Origin of the sequence: Bradyrhizobium denitrificans (assembly GCF_013179005.1) — a bacterium.
Taxonomy (GTDB): domain Bacteria; phylum Pseudomonadota; class Alphaproteobacteria; order Rhizobiales; family Xanthobacteraceae; genus Bradyrhizobium; species Bradyrhizobium denitrificans.
The window spans coordinates 1-17,971 of the sequence record NZ_JABFDP010000048.1; the positions used below are offsets into that span (position 1 = coordinate 1).

The following is a 17,971-nucleotide window of genomic DNA, read 5'->3' on the forward strand; positions in this document are numbered from 1 at the left end:
TCAGCCATGTCCCCGGGCTGAACACTTCGCTCGCAATGACGATGTCCAGACATGCGCCGTCGTTCCCGCGGCATGAAACGCCCGAGGTCTGCATCTCGTTGTCACCCTCTTTCAAAGCGAGGGCGCAGGGAATGCCGGGCTGCTGGCCGCAACCCATGGCCCGCCTGCAGCAAAAAAAGCAGGCGGCAGTCACCACAGGTCCAGCCGTCAACCGGCATTCCCTGCGCGATGGATTGACGTCTTATNCAGCCGTCAACCGGCATTCCCTGCGCGATGGATTGACGTCTTATGCGTACTCTCCCCGGGGATCGGCTGTCTTGCCCCCGTGACCGGCGGATCATCGTCACCGCCGGCGTCGCATCAGCGTCGAGATGCCAGGACCATACGTTTTCGACGTGCGCCCCAAGCCGTTCGTCCGCACGGACAAGCCATGCTACGACCCCAGGCGCCCACCGCATCCCACCCCGCGTGTCATGACGATCGCGATACGCCCCTCGTGCCGAGGCGGGACCACGACATACAATCATGATTTTCGGAAAATCGAAAGCCGATTATTTTTGGCAGGAGGACTGGACAGGGTGAGTCGCGTTGAGATTGCAGGAGAATTTCGCCTGATCGAGCGACCATAGCCAGCCATCTCGCCGGACCAATCCCAGATGGGCACGGTTGTCCAGTTGACCGACCGTCCACCTTAGAAACCACAGAACCGTCTCATTGACGAAGCTCGGATTGGCGCAACGAGCGGACGTCGCCATCGAACGGAAGCTCAACATCCTCTTGCAGCGCACCCATGCTAACCTACTGCTTAGATTAGCTGAGTGTTGATATTGACGCCCAACTGGGCAGCCGTCATTTTTCGATTATATCCGAAGTTCGCTTTGCTTTAGGTGACAACAATGCGCAGGTTTCACAGCGCGTCGATCATTGGCTTTTTAACAATCATTGGATGTGGACCCATTGCAAGCGCGTCGTTCGCCCAGAGTTCGCGAGACCTGATGAACATGTTTGGCGCCATCATGCAGTCGGCGATGGTTCAAGCGACTCAAACTGAATGGCGTAAGCTTCCTCCGATCACATTGACCTGCGTCGACGAGACACTCCGTCAGCGCGGCATCAGCGTCCAGGTTCTGGTGAATAACGGTATTGGCCCAACAGACACGCGAGTCTCCGACGTCATCGCAAACTGCCGCGCCCAGGGCGAGCTACGACAGGCGAACACCCGATCCCAACCGGCGCCGGAGCCTGGTCGGATCAGTCCCGCAGTTCCTCAACTGTCTCAGCCCAACGGCGGTCCTTTCAAATATAGAGTGGACAAGGTCCCGCTGGGCAGCACCATTTCGTTCGAAACGGCCAACTATAAAGAGTACCAATGCCGACCAAGCGACCAGTTTTCCGGCTTCACATGGTGTCAAAAGCAGCGAACTGAGCGCACCTCACGAGGAGAGTACCTTTCTTCGTACAGCCTGTTGCACACCGACGAAGGGCGCGTTTACTACCTGAATCGCTCCCTGGACCCCGCTTTCTTCGACCCTGGAGAAGCAAACGAGGATATCGATCGTCTGTCGCGGACCTACGGCGAGCAGCCTCGCATCATTTCCAGACCCCAGCGTGCGGCCGGAATGAGCGGCGTTATCGCCTATTGGGGCGATGTCGTTCTGGAGCAGCTGGATGCAACTGCCATCGCGACGATCGCTTCGGGCCGCGCCCCTGGAGGCTTACTCGTCGATTTCGCAGGAAACTACCAAGAGTCCATACGTCAGAACCTTCCCATATACCGAGTCTCCGGCGGTCCCGGCTTCGTGTGGGCAGAAAGCCATGATACCAGTGGGGTTGGGCGACTGCGCTTCTTCGCTATCGATGCATCGACTCTGGCCACACGACCGACAGTGGGTCCACAGGCGAATGCCAATCTGTCGCCGCAGGTGCCACCTGACCCCTGGAAAGATTGCCAGTCTTCTGACACTGAAGCGAGGCTCGCCGGCTGTACTAAAGTGATCGACGCGAAAGGCGCCGACCGAGTACGCCTTGCGGATGCCTTCGATGGCCGCTGCTCCGCCTACAATCAGAAACAAGCATATCAATCCGCGCTGTCGGATTGTAAGACTGCCATCGATCTGAACCCAAAATACTCCTACGCCTACGCCAATCTCGGCGCGACGTATTTGGGCCTGAACGACGCGGCGAACGCCGTATCAGTACTGAATAAGGCCATAGCCCTAAAGACGAACTTTATCTGGTCTCGCCTCTCTCGCGCCAAAGCACTCGAAGCCTACGGCTCAAACATGGATGGCGCGCTAAAAGACTATCAATATGCTCTGCTGATCGACCCGAGCAATCAGGTAGCCAAAGATGGCGCTGTAAGACTGACAATGACATTGTCGCCATCGCCGGAAGCTGCAGCTTCGTGCTTGGGCGACACAAACAAGCAGACCGCGCATATCGCGGAAGGCACAACTGCAGCGCCTGGGGCAGCCATGGAAATCGCTGTTGCCGCCATTTCCTCCAGTGCTCAGACCTACCGTGCCAAGCTGGACGCTCAACTCGCGCAGGTCAACCAGTTGAACCGGGACATGGAGGTTGCCGAGAAGCAACAATCGGCTGTCACACAGCCAGCCGACGAGCGCCGAAAGCTCTTGATGGACGTGCAGAAACTGAGCGATGGTGTCACCGAAAGTCAGGCTCGGCTGGATGCCATCTCTGAAAAGGTCACTGAGCGCGAGCGCGAACTCAAAGCAGAATCAACCAAAGCTCGGCAGCGGGAGATAAAGCAGGAGCTAGAGCGACTGCGGCCGGCGTTGACTGCCGCCGAGCAGGACCTCAATCGACGCTCTCTGGAGCGCGACGAGGCATATTCAAGAGCTCAACAACGAGGCACGGATATCGCGAAGGCGCTGGCACGATCCGAGTCCATCCGCGCTGCCAAAGAAGGCGCTGAGAGCTGCGCAAGGCAAATCCGAGCGGGCATCGATGCACTTGAGCAAAAGGTAGACGAAATCCGGCAGCAGCAAAGGGAAGAAGCTGCAAACGCTGTGCGCGTCAACGCCGAGAACACACTGAGCGACTTGTCTGAGTTCGCGCAAAAGAACGCCAGCCTGGTGCCCCTTGAAGTGGGACCGCTTGTCGCCGCTTTAAAGGCGACGCTAAGCGCCAAAGATCCAAGCAAGACGTCAGACGCGCTCTCCGCCTTACAACGTCGTCTCGAAGAAATTCCGGAGTTCAAGCGCTTTCGAACTTCTCGGGAAGAAGCGCGCCAGGAATCCGCGAGGGCCGAGCTGGATCAACTCTCTGATACGGCGCGAACAATTTCTGACTTTTCTGAAAGTTACGCAAAGCGGAACATTACCTCCGATAACGTGCAGCCTCTCATCAAACTGAAAGCACGCCTGTCTGAAGTGCTCGTCCGTCCGGAAACAAATGCTCTCAAGCAAGCCATTTCCGAATCCGAGCGAGAATTGGCCCAATTGCACCTCGAACAGGCCTACCACGACTATCGGGCCAAACATCCGATACAAAGTCGGAATTCTCTGCCAGCGGCAACCGACCGTAACCGTCTGCTCGTGGACGGCCCCCTGGATGAAACCTTGATCCTCGTGAACGAAAGCGGCCAAGCGAGCGTGGTGAGAAATATCCGCGGTGACCTCGTATTCGACCGCGGCAGCGCAACATTGTGCTTTCTGCATGACGCCAACCTCGACGCCTTCGGCATGTCCGAGCTCAAAGCCAAAATCTCCGAGAAAGGTGTCCGTACGTTCGAGATATCAGCATCGCCATGCGCGGCAGATCGGCTGGAGCGCTACGATCTCGTTGCCGTCAACAGAGGTCTGTTTGCGACACTCCCGGCCAATCTTGCGAGCTCCATTCTGAAGGCGGTCGACCGAGGTCTTTTCACGCTGCTTGGGAGCCTGAGCGACCGCGAGTTGCAAGCCGCGAGGAATGCCGACAGCATCAAGAGTCTTCAACTCGAGAACGATCTACAAAAACGAGTCATCGACGGATTCGGTCTCGTCTCGATTGCAAACGGAACTTCCGTCGTGTGTCAAACGGTCTCCGATCACCAGAAGACCCATGAGAGCCTTGTCACTCGCGCCGCTGATCGACTGCAGATTGAGCTTGGCTCCGCGCCGAAGGTCATTTCCACTTCGATCGAGACCGCCTTTGTATCGACCAAGCGCGGTCAGTGCGGGGCGATTTATAGCTCTTCCAAGGACTTGCGCGATTTGATTACGGGCTTGCAGCGCGACAAACTCAACTATCATGTCCTGCCGATTTGGTTCACTGCCGTCGACGTTGAGGCGGAGACGAAGAATGTCGCTGAAGCCGAAGCGAGATCGTTGCGCGAAGAACAGCAATTGGATCAGAGGAGAAAGGATGATCAATTGCGCGCCGAACTCCAACGGCGGCAATCCGGTGAGGAGAAGCGCGATCGGCAAGATAAACTGCAGAAGGAGAACGGCGCGTTAGCGCGAGGGCTACAGGAGCTCATAACGGATCGCATTAAGGAATTTGCGGAGAAGAGCGATCGCGCCGACAGGACCTATGTGAGGCAGTGGTGGCCGACAATGGCGACATGGTACCTGGAGCAGATTGCCAACGACTGGGAACTTGAAAGCGTGGCCAGCGAATTGCGCGACTATGGAACGGTGAAATGGAAGAATCGGATTCTTGAAGCTGGTTTCGTCGCGCTCACATTCAAGGTGAAGAACAGAGCACTGGGTGAGCACCAGCAGAAGTGCTTCACCGTCGGGTACATCGCAGACCGCGAATTTGAGGTTGCCCGAGATCCGATCGCAGTGCCCTGCGAAGATGAAGTCGCAATCAACCGGTATAGGACCGCGCGCGACTTCTCAAGTAAGTGGCTAGCCAACTGAGTAAAAACTCATTCAAGGCGCGTTAACGAAGCACGCAAGGGAACTTGCCTTGCCGCTGCCTCATGACAGGGCAGCGGCGGGACCAACTCATCATTACTGCCCAAGTCCTATTTTGCAGGCTCGATATCCCCAGGTGCGACCGGTGGCGCATAGGAGCTGGCGGCAGCGAGCTCGTCGAAGCTTCTTATTTCTCTGTCCGCTGCGGAGAAGTCGTGCCGGATGTTGAAGCTGTGGCGGATGGCCACGCAGCGGCAGCCGGCCGCTTTCGCCGCCTTCAGCCCGGCCAGCGAGTCCTCGAACACCAGCGTCGTTGTCGCATCCACACCCAATCCCGACAGGGCGAGCCAATAGGCTTCGGGGTCCGGCTTGTGTCTGACGACGTCCTCCTGGGTGATGACGACATCGAACGCATGCTTCAAATCGAGCCTGGCCAGGACCTTTTCCACCATCCAGGAGGCTGCGGAACTCACGAGGCCGACCTTGATGCCGCGCTCGCGTGTCGAAAGCACGAACGGCACGGCCCCCGCGGTCGCGGAGACCTCGGTCTCGAGCAGATCGAGGTAGATGCCGCGAAAGCGATCGTTGAAGACATCACGCGGCGGATCGATGTTGCAGCTCGTGAAGAAATGACCGGTCACCGTCGTCCAGTCCTCTCCCATCACATCGGCATAGATCAGCGGATCGGCTTCGACGCCGTATAACGCGCAGGTCTGCGCCAGCGCGCGCGCCTTCAAGGACTCGCTGGTCGCGAGCGTGCCGTCGAGGTCGAACAGGTAGGCTTTCATGGGTGATCCATCGTAGGCGCCGGCCGGACGCGGTCTCATGGGGCCGCTCTGCCACGTGGATCCGTCGCGAGCAGCGCATACATCATGTCGTCGCGCCATTCGCCGCCGACGCGCAGATGGTCGCGCAGCTGGCCCTCGCAGCGGAAGCCGAGCTTCTCGACCAGCCGGCGCGAGGCGAGATTGTCGGGGTGGATGAAGGCTTGCAGACGGTGCAGGCCGAGCTCGTCGAAGCAGTAGTCGAGCATCGCCGCGACCGCCTCGGCCGCGATCCCCTGACGGTGTCGCGCGGGATCGACGATGTAGCCGATCGTGACGCGCCGTTGGCGCATGTGACCGTCGTGATAGTTGACCATACCGATGCAGCGGTCGGTTCCGGCCTCGGCGACCGCCCAGAACCGATAATAGGACGGGGTGCAATCGATGAAGCGGCGAACGGCGCGCTCGCTCTCGCTCGGCTTGGTATGCACCTGATGATCCCAGAACCGCATCGCGTCCCTGTCGCTGAAGCAGCGGTGCATGGCGGCGGTGTCGTCCTCACGAAACTGCCGCAGCCGCAGGCGGGGCGTCGAGACGATCGGATGCGGGATCTGCGGTTTGGCCATGCCGGGGCTCTGCGACGCGGGTCGACAGAAGCTAACAGCAAACTTGCCCGGAGCACCACCTCGGTCGGCCCGCAAGCACGCGATTTTGCCGCGCGGTGTCTCTTGTCCGCATGACGCGATGTCAAACCGTGGCTCAAAGCGCGCGCAAGACCGCGCGTCACCACTTACAGCTGCCGCATCTCCACGCCCAGCGCGCGCAGCGCATCCCAATAGCCGGGATAGGTCTTGCCGACGCAGGCCGGATCGAGAATGACGATGCCGCCGATCCGGAGGGCGGCGAGCGCGAAGCTCATCGCGATGCGGTGGTCCTCATAGGTCTCGATGCGCGCCGGCAGCGTCTGTCCAGCGAGGCCGGGATCGGCTGCGACGATCAGATCGTCGCCGTCCTCGCGGCCGAGGCCGGGGCGGATGCGCGACAGTTCCGTCGCCAGCGCACGGATGCGGTCGCATTCCTTGACCCGCAGATTGGCGATGCCCGTGAAACGGACGGGCGTGGCGTTGAACGCGGCCAGCACCGCCAGCGTCGGGACCGCGTCCTGCATCTGCGATCCGTCGATGACGGTGGGCAGATGCGGGAACATCCTGATCAGCTGAGCTGCCTTTGCATCCGGTTGCGTGAAGGCCTCGATCGGGACACCGAGGTCGATGCGGCCCTGGGTGAGCGCCTCCGCGGCCCACAGATAGGTCGAGGCGGACGCATCGGGCTCGACGACGAAATCGGTGGCGGTGTAGCCGGTCGGCGCGACGCGCCAAGTGGTGCGGTCGACGAGTTCGACCTTGGCGCCGAACGCCGTCATGGCCGCGACCGTGAGGTCGACATAGCCGCGCGCGTCGAGGTCCTTGCCGGCCAGCACGACCTCGATCGGGCCCTGGCCATCAGCGGCGGCCATCAGCAGCGCCGAGACATATTGGCTTGACAAGGACCCGTCGATCTCGACCCGGCCGGAGCCGAAATGTCCGCGCCCCTGGACGGTGACCGGCGGGCAGCCGGTCGGCGCGGCGGCCGCGATGCCGAGCGACTGCATCGCCGTCAGCAGCGGCCCGATCGGGCGCTTGCGCATCGCGTCGTCGCCGTCGAGGATCACCGTGCCGTCGCAGAGCGCCGCCGCCGCGGTGAGAAAGCGCATCGCGGTGCCGGCATTGCCGAGCATCAGCGGCTGATCCGGCCTGCTCAGCCTGCCCGGGCTGGTCACGACGAAGCTGGTGTCGTCCGGCTCGTCGACCACAACGCCCATCTGCCGCAGCGCGGCCGCCATCAAGGTCGTATCCCGCGACTTCAGCGCACCGGTGAGACGGCTGGTGCCGCGCGCGAGCGCCGCCAGCAGCAGAGCGCGATTGGTGATCGACTTGCTGCCGGGCGGCGTGACCCGGCCGACGAGCGGGTGCGCGGGCGGGATGATGGCGAGTGGAGGCGAGGACATGTCCACGCCAGTGACATAGGCCGGGCGCCGGCGCAAGCGGGCACGGACCGGATGATCCTTGCCGCCTCCCCGGCCAGCTTGATCGCGCTGTCGCGACCCTCGCATATGCGGAAGGACATCGAACCGTCACCCCGCCGTCATCTCGATTTCGTCGCGGATTGCTCTGTGCTCGCGACGCCCTGGGAGAGCCTGCCATGACCCCGACCGACACGATGACATCGAGCCGCCGTTCGATTCTCGCCGGCCTCGCCGCGACCGCGGTGCTGCCGCTGGCCAGGACGGCGACGGCCGCCGAGGGGGCGCTGTCGGGCCTGCCGACACCGCCGGCCGGATCGGCCACGGCGGTCGCGACCGACCAGGCCTATTGGTCCGCCGTGCGTGGGCTCTATGCGGTGACGCCGGACGTGGTCAATCTGGAGAACGGCTATTGGGGCGTGATGCCGGAGCCTGTCAGGCGCGAGTTCATCCGTCAGACCGACATGGTCAATCAGCAGAACTCCTATTATGCGCGGCAGCGTTTCGGCGCCGATTTCGAGGCGGTGCGGATCAAGGTGGCGGAGGCGGTCGGAGCCGCGCCGCAGGAGATCGCGCTGACGCGCGGCGCGACCGAGGCGCTGCAGCTCCTGATCAGCGGCTACAACCGGTTGAAGCCCGGCGACAGCGTGCTCTATGCCGATCTCGACTACGACTCGATGCAATATGCCATGAACGCGCTCAAGGCGCGGCGCGGCGTCGAGGTCGTCAAGTTCAACATCCCCGAGCCGGCGACGCGGCAGGCCGTGCTCGACGCCTATGCCAGTGCGCTCGACGCCAATCCGAAGACGCGGCTGCTGCTGCTCACCCATGTCAGCCACCGCACCGGGCTGGTGATGCCAGTGGCCGAGATCGTGCGCATGGCCAAAGCGCGCGGGATCGACTGCATCGTCGACGCCGCGCATTCCTGGGGCCAGCTCGACATCAAGGTCGGCGATCTCGAAGCCGACTTCGTCGGTTTCAATTTGCACAAATGGATCGGCGCGCCGCTCGGCATCGGCTTCCTCTACATCAAGAAGGATCGGCTCGACAGCATCGATCGCGACATGGGCGATGAAGACTTTCCCGAGAGCGACATCCGCTCGCGCGTGCATACCGGCACGGTCAATTTCGCCACCGTGCTGACGGTGCCGACCGCCATCGCCCTGCACCAGGAGATCGGCGCCGCAGCCAAGCAGGCGCGGCTGCGCTATTTGCGCGACAGCTGGGTCCGCCGCGCCCGCGCACTCAAAGGGCTGGAGATCCTGACGCCGGACGAGCCCGGCCTTTACGGCGCCATCACCTCGTTCCGGCTGGCCGGCAAGACCAGCAAAGCGGACAACGAGGCCATCGTCGCGCAGCTGCGCGACGAACATCAAGTGCTCACCGTCCGGCGCGCGGGCGTCGCCAATGGACAATGCATCCGCGTGACGCCGGCGCTCTACACGACCGAGGCGGATCTCGACCGCTTGGTGGAGGCGCTGGCGATCATCACCGGCAGCAAGGCCGGCTAAGGCGCCGCCGGCTGTCCGGCTCAGGCGCTGAACACGAAATTGTTGCAGTAGTCCTTGCTCTTCCAGAACCATTCGCCATCGGTGCGCTGGTGGAGCTCGGGATCGAAATTCGCCAACGGGAGCAGCTGGCCGCGGCGCACGAAACTGCCGGAATAGCCAAGGCCGCGCAGCAGCGCGAAGGTCTCTCGCATCCGCTCGAGCGTGGCGAGGCGGCGGTCGCATTCCAGCACGAGCAACGGCCGGCAGCGGCGCAAGGTGCTCACGGCGCCGCGCAGGACATCGAGCTCCGCACCCTCGACGTCGATCTTCATCGCAGAGACCATGTCGCCGCCGGACACGTAGTCATCCAGGCAAATTGTCTGCACCTCGATCGGCCGGGAGGCCTCGACCGGCTGCAGCAGCGACGCCCCCGGCTGATGCCCGTCCGGGATGAACAGCGTTCGCGCCCCCGATGACGAATACACCGCGCGCTGCTCGATGGTCACATTGCTCAACGCGAAGCTCGCGCACAGCCGCGACAGGCCATCGGCCAGGTCCGGCTGCGGCTCGAACGCAATCGCGCGTCCGGGCGCCGACCAGCGCGCCAGCCAATAGAGGAAGCTGCCTTTGTTCGCACCGATGTCGCAGACGATGTCGCCGCGTCCGATCCGCTGCCGCAGCGCGTGAAGTTCCGTCCGGTGATCGCGATACCGCGATCGGATCACCCGTACCAGCGCCCGCGCCGCCTCTCGTCCGATCATTCGCCCCCCAATACCCGCGTGGAGCGGCCAGCTTGATCAGGAGCATGGTCACTTCTTGGCGGGGCGCAGGTAGCAATCAGGCGGGCCCACGACCGTTCCTTGGCCGGCGGCCCCTATTCCTTCTTGGCGTCGTCGAGCACTTTCTTGCAGGCCTCGGAGAGCTGGGCATATTGCTTGGTGAGGCAGGCGACGATGCGCCCGCCGCCGGGCAGCGTATCCGGGCAGAACCTGATGTAATCGGCCAGGCAGGCGGCGCGCTGCTCGTCGGTCGGCAGCTGCTGGGCGGACGCGGCGCCGATGAGACCGATGAACAAAATGGCGCCTGCGAGCTTGGACATCCGGTCTCCCCTCCTGATGCAGGCATCATGAAGATTGCAACCTTCAACATCAACAATGTCAGGCGGCGCCTCCCCAATTTGCTCTCCTGGCTGCGCAGCGCCAGGCCCGACATCGTCTGCCTGCAGGAGCTGAAATGCGCCCAGGCCGAATTCCCGGCCGACGCCATCGCAAAGGCTGGCTACGGCGCGGTGTGGCAGGGTCAGAAGACCCGGAACGGGGTTGCGATCCTCGCGCGCAAAGCAGAGCCGGTACTGATCCGCACTGCCCTGCCCGGCGCGCCCGCGGACAAGGAAGCGCGTTACATCGAGGCCGCCGTGCGCGGCATCGTGATCGGCTGTCTGTATCTGCCGAACGGCAATCCGCAGCCGGGTCCGAAATTCGACTACAAGCTCGCCTGGTTCAAGCGGCTGAACAGGCACGCGGCTGATTTCATCGAGCATGACCTGCCGGTCGTGCTCGCCGGCGACTACAACGTCGCGCCGACGCCGCTGGATATCTATCCGACGCGGTCATGGAACAAGGATGCGTTGATCCAGCCGAGCAGCCGCGCGGCCCTCAAGGCGCTGCTCGACCAGGGTTGGTGCGACGCGATCCGCACGCTGCATCCGGACCAGCCGATGTTCACCTTCTGGGACTACAAGCGCAACCGCTGGCCGCGCGATGCGGGGCTCAGGCTCGATCACCTGCTGCTGAGCCCGCAGCTCGCGCCGCGCCTGACCAAGGCCGGCATCGACCGCGCCATCCGTGGCGAGGACGGCGCGAGCGATCACGCGCCGGCCTGGATCGTGCTGACATAGCCTCTCAGTCGCGCCCCGCATCCATGATCGCCTGCGCCAGCCGCGCCGGATCGGAGAAGCACAGCTCATGGCTGCCGGACACCTGCACCAGCCGGAACAGGCCGAGCTTGCTCGACAGCCGCGGATGCCAAGGCAAACCGTGCGGCAGCGCGGTGTCCTCGGTGCAGTTGATGTAGGATTTGGCGATGGTCATCTCGGCCGGATTGGTGCGCAGCTTGATCGCATCGGTGAAGGTCTTGTTCGGATGCGGATTGAGCACCTCATAGGCGCGGGTCGCGGTGGCGAGATCGGCATCGTTGATGAAAGCCTCGCGCCAGATCGGAAACGGCAGCACCACCGAGCCGTCGCCGCGCTCGGCGGCCACCGCGTCGAACAGCGCGACATATTGCGGCGGCACCATGTCGTTGAGGCACTCACCATTGTTCGGCACGAACGCATTCCAGTAGATCAGGCGGCGGATGCGCGTCGGGATGCGGTCGGCGACGCCGGTGATCACCATGCCGCCATAGGAGTGTCCCATCAAGACGGCATCGGTGATGTCCTGCTCGGTGAAATAGTCGCAGATCGATTGGATCGCCTCGTCGAGACCGGTGGTCTTGGGGTCGCCCGGGCGGTTGCCGCGGATGGTCGGCAGATGCACGATATGCCCGGCAGAGCGGATATGCGCCGCGACTGGCTCGAGCTCGGCGCCGGTATGCCAGGCGCCGTGGACCAGGACGTAGGTTGACATGATCAGGTTCCTTTGCACTGTTGATGGCGGTGCAAGCAAACATGGCCGCGCGGCAGCCGCCGCGCTTGGCTGCAACTGAACCCGAATGGTCTCGGAGTGAACCGATGCCTGGCGCGGAGCCGCAACGGCTGCGGAGCTGGAATACCGCCGCGGTACGGCCGGCCGAGCAATTCTCCTATTACCGCGAGGCGATCTGCCAGGCCTTCATGAACCTGACGCCTGAACCGGCCCGCGGCATCGGCTTTGCGGCCGAGGTCCAGAGCATCGGCATCGGCCGAGACGGGAAAAACACGACCGGCGCGATCAACCGCGTGACCTTTCCCGAGCATGTGGTGCGCCGCTCGCGCGCCGACATCGCCGCCTCCGCCCAACGCTGCTTCTACCTCAATCTCAAGCTCGCCGGTCGCTGCACCATCGTGCAGGACGATTGCGAAGTCAGCCTGTCGGCGGGCCAGGTCGGCATCTTCGACAGCGACCGCACCTTCGCGCTGCAGCATGATCGCGGACCGTCACTCGGCGTCATCTCATTCCGCGTTCCCGCCGAAGCGCTGTTCAGCCGGCTGCCAAACGCGCCCGACATCGCGCCGATGCGGCTGTCCGACGATCCCTGCGTGGGCGCGCTGATCGTCGAGACGGCGCGCTCGCTCAACGCCAACGCGCTGCGGCTCGCAGCGGACGACACGGCTGCGCTGTTCGACGTGCTGCTCGATCTCGCCGCGCTCGGCGTGTCGCGCAGCTTCCGTCGCGAGGCGCATGCCACCACCTCATTCGCCGACGCGACCACGCTGGCCTTGCGCCGTGCCATTCACGAGCGGCTGCGCGAGCCGGGCCTGACGGTCGCGACCGTCGCCCGCATGGTGGGGATCAGCGAGCGCTATGTGCACAAGCTGCTGGCCCGCGCCGGCACCAGCTTCTCCGAGCTGGTGATGGAGCGCCGGCTGGATGGCGCCGCGCGCGACCTGCGCGATCCCTGTTGCGCCGCGCGTGACATCGGCAGCATCGCCTTCGACTGGGGCTTTTCGGATCTGTCGCATTTCACGCGCCGCTTCAAGCAGCGTTTCGGCATGCGCCCGCGCGACTGGCGGGCCCAGCTCACGGCGCCGTCCCGTTGACGGCCGCCGGCATCAGCGCGGCTTCGGTTCACGTGCGACGCCCCACGGCCAGATCTCATGCGCCTTTGACTCGCACGCATTTCGTTGTCATCGCCTGAGCTCTGACGACTGATGAGTTCGCCACCCATTCGCAAGCCGCACATGGTTTGCGCAGGCAACTGAGCGGCACCGGACTTGCCGGCACCAGCGTGCATAAGCCCTTTCTGGGTCGGGACAGGACTCGCCGGCTTGCGCTGACCCCTTCTGGTCATTTGCCGAGGCGAGCCATCGCGAGCGCGCCAGCCCGCCGACGCTCGAACGATTCGTTTACTACAACGCTTCATGTGGCACGCGACAGCGCATCATCCGGCATCGAGCGTGTTTGACGCTAATTGTCACGACATCAATCACCGCTCATGCAAACTGTTTGCGAACAACGCCACGAACTACGTAATTATCCTGAATACAGACATCGCGCGGAATCGGAAAGACTGCGCCTCCCGCTGAGCGGGCAAGATGACGGCCTGTACATCAGGACGGCATCACCACTCAGACGACGCTCAGACGGATCCCCGATACAGAGGCGATGATGATTGACAGACGAACGCTCATCAAAGGCGCAGGCGCGGCGCTCACCGCCGCTGCGGCACTCGGACCTCACGGCGCCCGCGCCCAGGCCGCCGATCCGCTCTGCTACGCATCCGTCCGCGAGCTCATCGCCATGTTCCGGGCGCGCAAGGCGTCCCCGGTCGATCTCTTGAAGGCGCAGATCAAGCGGGTCGAGGCCTATAATCCGAAAGTCAACTGCATCACCTACGAGCATTTCGATCAGGCGCTCAAGGAAGCCAAGGCCTCCGAAGACCGCTATCGTCGCGGCACCGCAAGGCCACTGGACGGGATCACGGTCGCCATCAAGGATGAATTCAGCAGGCCGGGCTGGCGGACGACGCAGGGCTCGCTCATCTACAAGGACTCGCCGCCGGCCACGGAAAGCTCCGCGATCGCCGACGCGCTCGAGGCGGCCGGAGCCGTCATGCCGTTCCAGACGACGGTCCCCGAATTCTACCTCTTCCTCGGCGCATCGACCCGCGCCTGGGGCACGACACGCAATCCGTGGAATCTCGAATACTCCCCGGGCGGATCGTCCGCCGGATCGGGAGCGGCGCTGGCTGCCGGCTTCGCCACGCTCGCGATGGGCTCCGACATGGGCGGCTCGATCCGGATTCCCGCCTCGCAATGCGGCCTCTATGGTTTCAAGCCGCCATTCGGGCGCGTCGCAGGTGGCGAAATCCCCTACTCGACATCCGGCCCGATGGCGCGGCGCTTCGACGACCTGGTGCGCTTCCAGAACGCGATCGTTGGCCCGTCCGACAGGATCATGGCCGCGATGCGTCCTCGCCTCGATTATCCCATGCGCTACCCTCGGATTGCGGGATGGCGGATCGCTGTTGACTGGGGCGCCGGCATCGCCGACGTCATTCCCTCGGTGAAGGCCGCGATGCTGAAGGGCATCGACGCGCTGCGCGCCGAGAGCTGCGTCGTGGACGAGGTCGACTGCGGGCTCACCAAGGCGCACAAATTCGTCTATATCCGGGGACTGATGGCGACATCGATCGGCACCGCGATCGAGATCTCGAACGCCCATCGCGATCGGCTCTCGCCCTATATGACCGACCTGCTCGACCAGGTCGGGCCCGTCGGCCCCCGCCAGGCCGAAGAGGCCGAGGAGTTGCTGGAACGGCTGCACCGCCAGGTCCAGCAGCGCGTGTTCGACAAAGGCTACAGCGTGCTGCTGATGCCGACGATGGCCACGCCTCTCATCGGCGCCGACATGTTCAAGAGCAAGGAGAACAACGTCGATCCCTGGGTCGGCACCGGCCTCGGGTTGGCTCTGACATGGCACTGGAATCTGCTCAACCGCTATCCGGTCCTCGACGTCCCGCTCGGCGTGGTCGAGCAGCGGATGCCCTCGGGCATGCAGGTGATCGGACAGACCTACACCGATCTCGACGTGTTCCAGTTCGCGTCGAGCTGGTCTCGCCTGCGACCGTCGCTGTTCGCCGGCGAGCGCTTCCCGACCTTCACCTGACGCGGCGGGCCCGCATGGTGCAGGTCCAAGGCAAGGGCTGCAAGCGGTGCGGCTCGACAGCGAGGTCAGGCATGACGCCGAGATGTCTTCGACGCGGGGTTCTGCTGGTCCTGATCTCAGCGCTCTACCGCGAGTCCGGCGCCTTGGCCCAGCAGGCCAGGACGCCGTCGCTCGAAGATCTGGCCAAGGCGGCGCAGAATCCGATCGCGGACACGATCAGCGTCGGCCTCGAGACGATCGTGATGCCAAATACGGGTCCGTACCGGCAGACGGCCAACGTCGTCAAGATCGAGCCGGTCATCCCGTTCCAGCTCAATGCAGACTGGAATCTGGTGACACGCACCACCATTCCCGGCATCGCCCAGGTTCGCTTCTCGGCCGAGCAGGGCCGGATCGGCGGCGTCGGCGACGTCAACCAGATCCTCGCGCTCACGCCGTCGCATTCGGGTCCCCTGATCTGGGGTGTCGGCCCGACCTTCTCCTATCCGTCAGCGACCGACCCCGCCCTCGGTTCAGGAAAATGGAGCGCGGGTCCGACCCTGGTCGCGCTGACCATGCCGGGTCCGTGGGTACTCGGCGTGCTCGCCAACAACATCTGGTCGTTTGCAGGTCCGAGCGACCGTGCGCCGGTGAACCAGATGATGCTGCAGTACTTCGTCACCTATAATTTCTCCGACGGCTCCTATATCAGTGCCAGCCCCGTCATCACGGCGAACTGGCTGGCAAAGGGCCGCGATCGCTGGGTTATTCCCATCGGAGCCGGCGTCGGCAAGATGTTCATGGTCGATCAGCAGCCGATCAATGCTGAAATCGGCGTGTATTACAACCTGCTGAAGCCTGACCACGCATCGCATTGGCAGTTTCGGGCGAGCCTGGCTTTCCTGTTCCCGAAATGATGCTGCTCGGGATGAAAGCCGAGGCGATCCTGGAGGAACGCACATGACGCCGATGTCGAAACGCAGCCGCTGGCTCATCCTTCTAACCGTCTCCAGCGCGCTCGCGCTCGTCGTGATCGACATGACGGTGCTCTATACGGCGCTGCCCAGCCTGACCTATGAGCTCGGCGCAACAGCGTCGGAGAAATTGTGGATCGTCATGGCCTATGGCCTCGTCGTCGCCGGTCTCCTTCCAGGCTTCGGCTCGCTCGGCGATCGCGTCGGCCACAAGAAGACATTCGTCGCCGGGCTCATCGTGTTCGGACTGGCCTCTCTCGTCGCCGCCTATTCGCCGACCGCCATGGTCCTGATCGGCGGCCGCGTCCTGCTCGCCATCGGCGCGGCACTGATGATGCCGGCGACGCTGTCGATCATTCGCATCACCTTTTCCGATGACCACGAACGAGCGCTCGCCATCGCCATCTGGGGTGCCGTCGCATCCAGCGGCGCGGCGGTCGGGCCCCTGGTCGGCGGCGTTCTGCTGGAATATTTCTGGTGGGGCTCGGTGTTCCTGATCAACGTGCCGCTGGTCGCCCTGGCGCTGGTCGCCGGCCTGCTGCTGATTCCGGCCCCGGCCGCTCGCGGCGAGCGCGACTGGGACCTGCTGGGTTCAATCCAGGTGATGGCCGGGCTGATCGGGTTTGCCTATGTCGTCGAGGAGCTCGGCAGCCGCCAGTCTTCCGTCGTCATTCTCGCCGGCGCGGCGATCGCGACCGCCATCATGTTGACGGTGTTCGTGCGCCGCCAATTGCGGCTCAAGGATCCCTTGCTCGACTTCACCTTGTTCAGAAACCTCGAGTTCACGCTCGGCGTGATCACCGCGATCGTGGCGTCGCTTGCCATCGCGGGCACCGAGCTGGCGATCAGCCAGCGCCTGCAGCTCGTCCTTGGCTATTCGCCGCTGCAGGCGGCCTTGTACATCCTGCCGGCGCCGCTCGGGGCGTTCATCGGCGGGCCGCTCGCGAGCCTGATGCTCCGTCGCGTCGGAGCCGCCACCACGATGTCCGGCGCGCTCGCGATCTCAAGCATCGGCGCGGCCGGCTACCTGCTCTGCTACAACGCCGATATGGTGCTGCAATTGATCTGCATCGCAATCAACGGTCTCGGGCTCGGAGCGTCCATGGCGGCCGCCTCCAACGCCGTGATGACTCACGCGCCCGAAGGCCGCGCAGGCATGGCCGCCTCGATCGAGGAGGTGTCGTTCGAGCTCGGTGGCACCATCGGCATCAGCATCTTCGGAAGCATCCTGTCCGGGGTCTACACGGCCGTCATGGTGCTGCCCGACGGAGCGGGCGTTGCCAGCGCCGCGCGCGACAGCATCGATGCGGCGCTGATCGCGGCCGAGCGCCTGCCGACCGACATCGCCGCGGTCGTCACGTCACACGCGCATCGCGCCTTCGATCAGGCGTTTCTGACCGTCATCGTCGCGGCGACGCTCGTCCTGCTCGGCACTGCTTTGCTGGTGTGGCTCGGAACGAGCCGGCTTCGTCTTCGCGCGGCCCTGTAAGCGGCGCGCCGCGGAGGGCCGCGTCGGCCGTATCAGCCTCCGCGGAGTCGCCGCCAGCGACTGCGTGCCGGCGCGGTCTCCGCGCACGGCGTTCGCGTCACGCGGAAAGCCGCCTGGCGTTCGCCGCCACGTAGTCGCGATAGAGATCGACGATCGCCGCCGGGCTCGCCCCCGCCATCAGCTTCGCAGTTGCCTCCAGCGCTGCAACGATCTTTTCGTTGACCATCAGCTCCGCCTCTTCGCCCGCATCGGCTTCGCCGCGCGCGAACTTCTCCAACCGCAAGCGGATCACTTCGCCGGCTTCCATGGCCAGCATCGCGGCTGCGAACCAGGGACACTCGGCTTCGGCGGTTGCCGTCTTGGACGGCGGTGTCGGCAAGGACATTGGTTGTTTGCTCATCGTCAGCGTCCGAAATCACCAACGGACATGCGACGAATACGCTTCAACTTTTAAAGATGCAGACGCACAATCATCGGCGTTTTTGATTCCCGTCGAACCAGTTGTTAACCACGCAGCCCTCTCAGCATCGCGAGCTGAGCT

At 63.7% G+C, this 17,971-nt stretch carries 14 protein-coding genes; 7 read left to right on the top strand and 7 right to left on the bottom strand.

What is annotated here, in order from left to right; all coding sequences use genetic code 11:
* Nucleotides 1-995 precede the first annotated feature (995 nt).
* Nucleotides 996-4,868, top strand: a complete 3,873-nt coding sequence (locus HL671_RS35195; RefSeq protein WP_246579787.1) for a hypothetical protein — start codon at nt 996-998, stop codon at nt 4,866-4,868.
* Between the two features lie 107 nt (nt 4,869-4,975).
* Here the strand turns inward: HL671_RS35195 and HL671_RS35200 are convergent, their stop codons facing one another.
* The 3 genes from HL671_RS35200 to HL671_RS35210 form a co-directional block, all read right to left on the bottom strand.
* On the bottom strand, nt 4,976-5,653 hold the full coding sequence (locus HL671_RS35200) for an HAD family hydrolase (protein WP_049795379.1): 678 nt from the start codon (nt 5,651-5,653) through the stop codon (nt 4,976-4,978).
* Between the two features lie 35 nt (nt 5,654-5,688).
* Nucleotides 5,689-6,255 carry a GNAT family N-acetyltransferase gene (locus HL671_RS35205; protein ID WP_012043888.1) on the bottom strand — a complete coding sequence of 189 codons (567 nt, stop codon included), beginning with the start codon at nt 6,253-6,255 and terminating at the stop codon, nt 5,689-5,691.
* 164 nt (nt 6,256-6,419) lie between these two features.
* Complete coding sequence (locus HL671_RS35210) at nt 6,420-7,676, bottom strand: 3-phosphoshikimate 1-carboxyvinyltransferase (protein ID WP_172243164.1); 1,257 nt, start codon at nt 7,674-7,676, stop codon at nt 6,420-6,422.
* Between the two features lie 194 nt (nt 7,677-7,870).
* On the opposite strand from HL671_RS35210, the gene HL671_RS35215 reads away from it, so the two are divergent.
* Nucleotides 7,871-9,202: an aminotransferase class V-fold PLP-dependent enzyme gene (locus HL671_RS35215; RefSeq protein WP_246579786.1), complete on the top strand. Its 1,332-nt coding sequence runs from the start codon at nt 7,871-7,873 to the stop codon at nt 9,200-9,202.
* A gap of 20 nt (nt 9,203-9,222) precedes the next feature.
* Here the strand turns inward: HL671_RS35215 and HL671_RS35220 are convergent, their stop codons facing one another.
* Both HL671_RS35220 and HL671_RS35225 read right to left on the bottom strand, forming a co-directional pair.
* Entirely contained in the window at nt 9,223-9,942 is a 720-nt protein-coding gene (locus tag HL671_RS35220; protein ID WP_172243168.1) for an FkbM family methyltransferase, read from the bottom strand.
* Between the two features lie 113 nt (nt 9,943-10,055).
* Nucleotides 10,056-10,280 (bottom strand): hypothetical protein, encoded by a 225-nt coding sequence (locus tag HL671_RS35225; protein ID WP_012043884.1) that lies wholly within the window; start codon nt 10,278-10,280, stop codon nt 10,056-10,058.
* A gap of 27 nt (nt 10,281-10,307) precedes the next feature.
* Here HL671_RS35225 and xth point away from each other — a divergent pair, with 27 nt between their 5' ends.
* Nucleotides 10,308-11,078 carry an exodeoxyribonuclease III gene (gene xth, locus HL671_RS35230; protein WP_172243171.1) on the top strand — a complete coding sequence of 257 codons (771 nt, stop codon included), beginning with the start codon at nt 10,308-10,310 and terminating at the stop codon, nt 11,076-11,078.
* A gap of 4 nt (nt 11,079-11,082) precedes the next feature.
* Here the strand turns inward: xth and HL671_RS35235 are convergent, their stop codons facing one another.
* Nucleotides 11,083-11,808, bottom strand: coding sequence for an alpha/beta hydrolase (locus tag HL671_RS35235; protein WP_172243174.1), 726 nt, complete (start codon nt 11,806-11,808; stop codon nt 11,083-11,085).
* A 104-nt stretch (nt 11,809-11,912) separates the two neighbouring features.
* Between HL671_RS35235 and HL671_RS35240 the strand changes: the two genes are divergently transcribed.
* From HL671_RS35240 to HL671_RS35255, 4 genes are all read left to right on the top strand, one after another.
* Entirely contained in the window at nt 11,913-12,920 is a 1,008-nt protein-coding gene (locus tag HL671_RS35240; RefSeq protein WP_012043881.1) for a helix-turn-helix domain-containing protein, read from the top strand.
* 568 nt (nt 12,921-13,488) lie between these two features.
* The gene (locus HL671_RS35245) at nt 13,489-14,988 is read left to right on the top strand and encodes an amidase (RefSeq protein WP_172243177.1); all 1,500 of its coding nucleotides are present in this window, start codon (nt 13,489-13,491) and stop codon (nt 14,986-14,988) included.
* Nucleotides 14,989-15,059: 71 nt separating this feature from the next.
* Nucleotides 15,060-15,884, top strand: coding sequence for a hypothetical protein (locus HL671_RS35250; protein ID WP_012043879.1), 825 nt, complete (start codon nt 15,060-15,062; stop codon nt 15,882-15,884).
* A gap of 52 nt (nt 15,885-15,936) precedes the next feature.
* Complete coding sequence (locus tag HL671_RS35255) at nt 15,937-17,430, top strand: MFS transporter (protein WP_172243213.1); 1,494 nt, start codon at nt 15,937-15,939, stop codon at nt 17,428-17,430.
* A gap of 97 nt (nt 17,431-17,527) precedes the next feature.
* Here the strand turns inward: HL671_RS35255 and HL671_RS35260 are convergent, their stop codons facing one another.
* On the bottom strand, nt 17,528-17,815 hold the full coding sequence (locus HL671_RS35260) for a hypothetical protein (RefSeq protein ID WP_172243215.1): 288 nt from the start codon (nt 17,813-17,815) through the stop codon (nt 17,528-17,530).
* Between the last annotated feature and the right edge of the window lie 156 nt (nt 17,816-17,971).

What these genes read in the sequence shown, in the direction of transcription:
- HL671_RS35195 (WP_246579787.1), top strand. Translation starts at nt 996, where the DNA reads ATGAACATGTTTGGCGCCATCATGCAGTCGGCGATGGTTCAAGCGACT.
- HL671_RS35200 (WP_049795379.1), bottom strand. Translation starts at nt 5,653, where the DNA reads ATGAAAGCCTACCTGTTCGACCTCGACGGCACGCTCGCGACCAGCGAG.
- HL671_RS35205 (WP_012043888.1), bottom strand. Translation starts at nt 6,255, where the DNA reads ATGGCCAAACCGCAGATCCCGCATCCGATCGTCTCGACGCCCCGCCTG.
- HL671_RS35210 (WP_172243164.1), bottom strand. Translation starts at nt 7,676, where the DNA reads ATGTCCTCGCCTCCACTCGCCATCATCCCGCCCGCGCACCCGCTCGTC.
- HL671_RS35215 (WP_246579786.1), top strand. Translation starts at nt 7,871, where the DNA reads ATGACCCCGACCGACACGATGACATCGAGCCGCCGTTCGATTCTCGCC.
- HL671_RS35220 (WP_172243168.1), bottom strand. Translation starts at nt 9,942, where the DNA reads ATGATCGGACGAGAGGCGGCGCGGGCGCTGGTACGGGTGATCCGATCG.
- HL671_RS35225 (WP_012043884.1), bottom strand. Translation starts at nt 10,280, where the DNA reads ATGTCCAAGCTCGCAGGCGCCATTTTGTTCATCGGTCTCATCGGCGCC.
- xth (WP_172243171.1), top strand. Translation starts at nt 10,308, where the DNA reads ATGAAGATTGCAACCTTCAACATCAACAATGTCAGGCGGCGCCTCCCC.
- HL671_RS35235 (WP_172243174.1), bottom strand. Translation starts at nt 11,808, where the DNA reads ATGTCAACCTACGTCCTGGTCCACGGCGCCTGGCATACCGGCGCCGAG.
- HL671_RS35240 (WP_012043881.1), top strand. Translation starts at nt 11,913, where the DNA reads ATGCCTGGCGCGGAGCCGCAACGGCTGCGGAGCTGGAATACCGCCGCG.
- HL671_RS35245 (WP_172243177.1), top strand. Translation starts at nt 13,489, where the DNA reads ATGATTGACAGACGAACGCTCATCAAAGGCGCAGGCGCGGCGCTCACC.
- HL671_RS35250 (WP_012043879.1), top strand. Translation starts at nt 15,060, where the DNA reads ATGACGCCGAGATGTCTTCGACGCGGGGTTCTGCTGGTCCTGATCTCA.
- HL671_RS35255 (WP_172243213.1), top strand. Translation starts at nt 15,937, where the DNA reads ATGTCGAAACGCAGCCGCTGGCTCATCCTTCTAACCGTCTCCAGCGCG.
- HL671_RS35260 (WP_172243215.1), bottom strand. Translation starts at nt 17,815, where the DNA reads ATGTCCTTGCCGACACCGCCGTCCAAGACGGCAACCGCCGAAGCCGAG.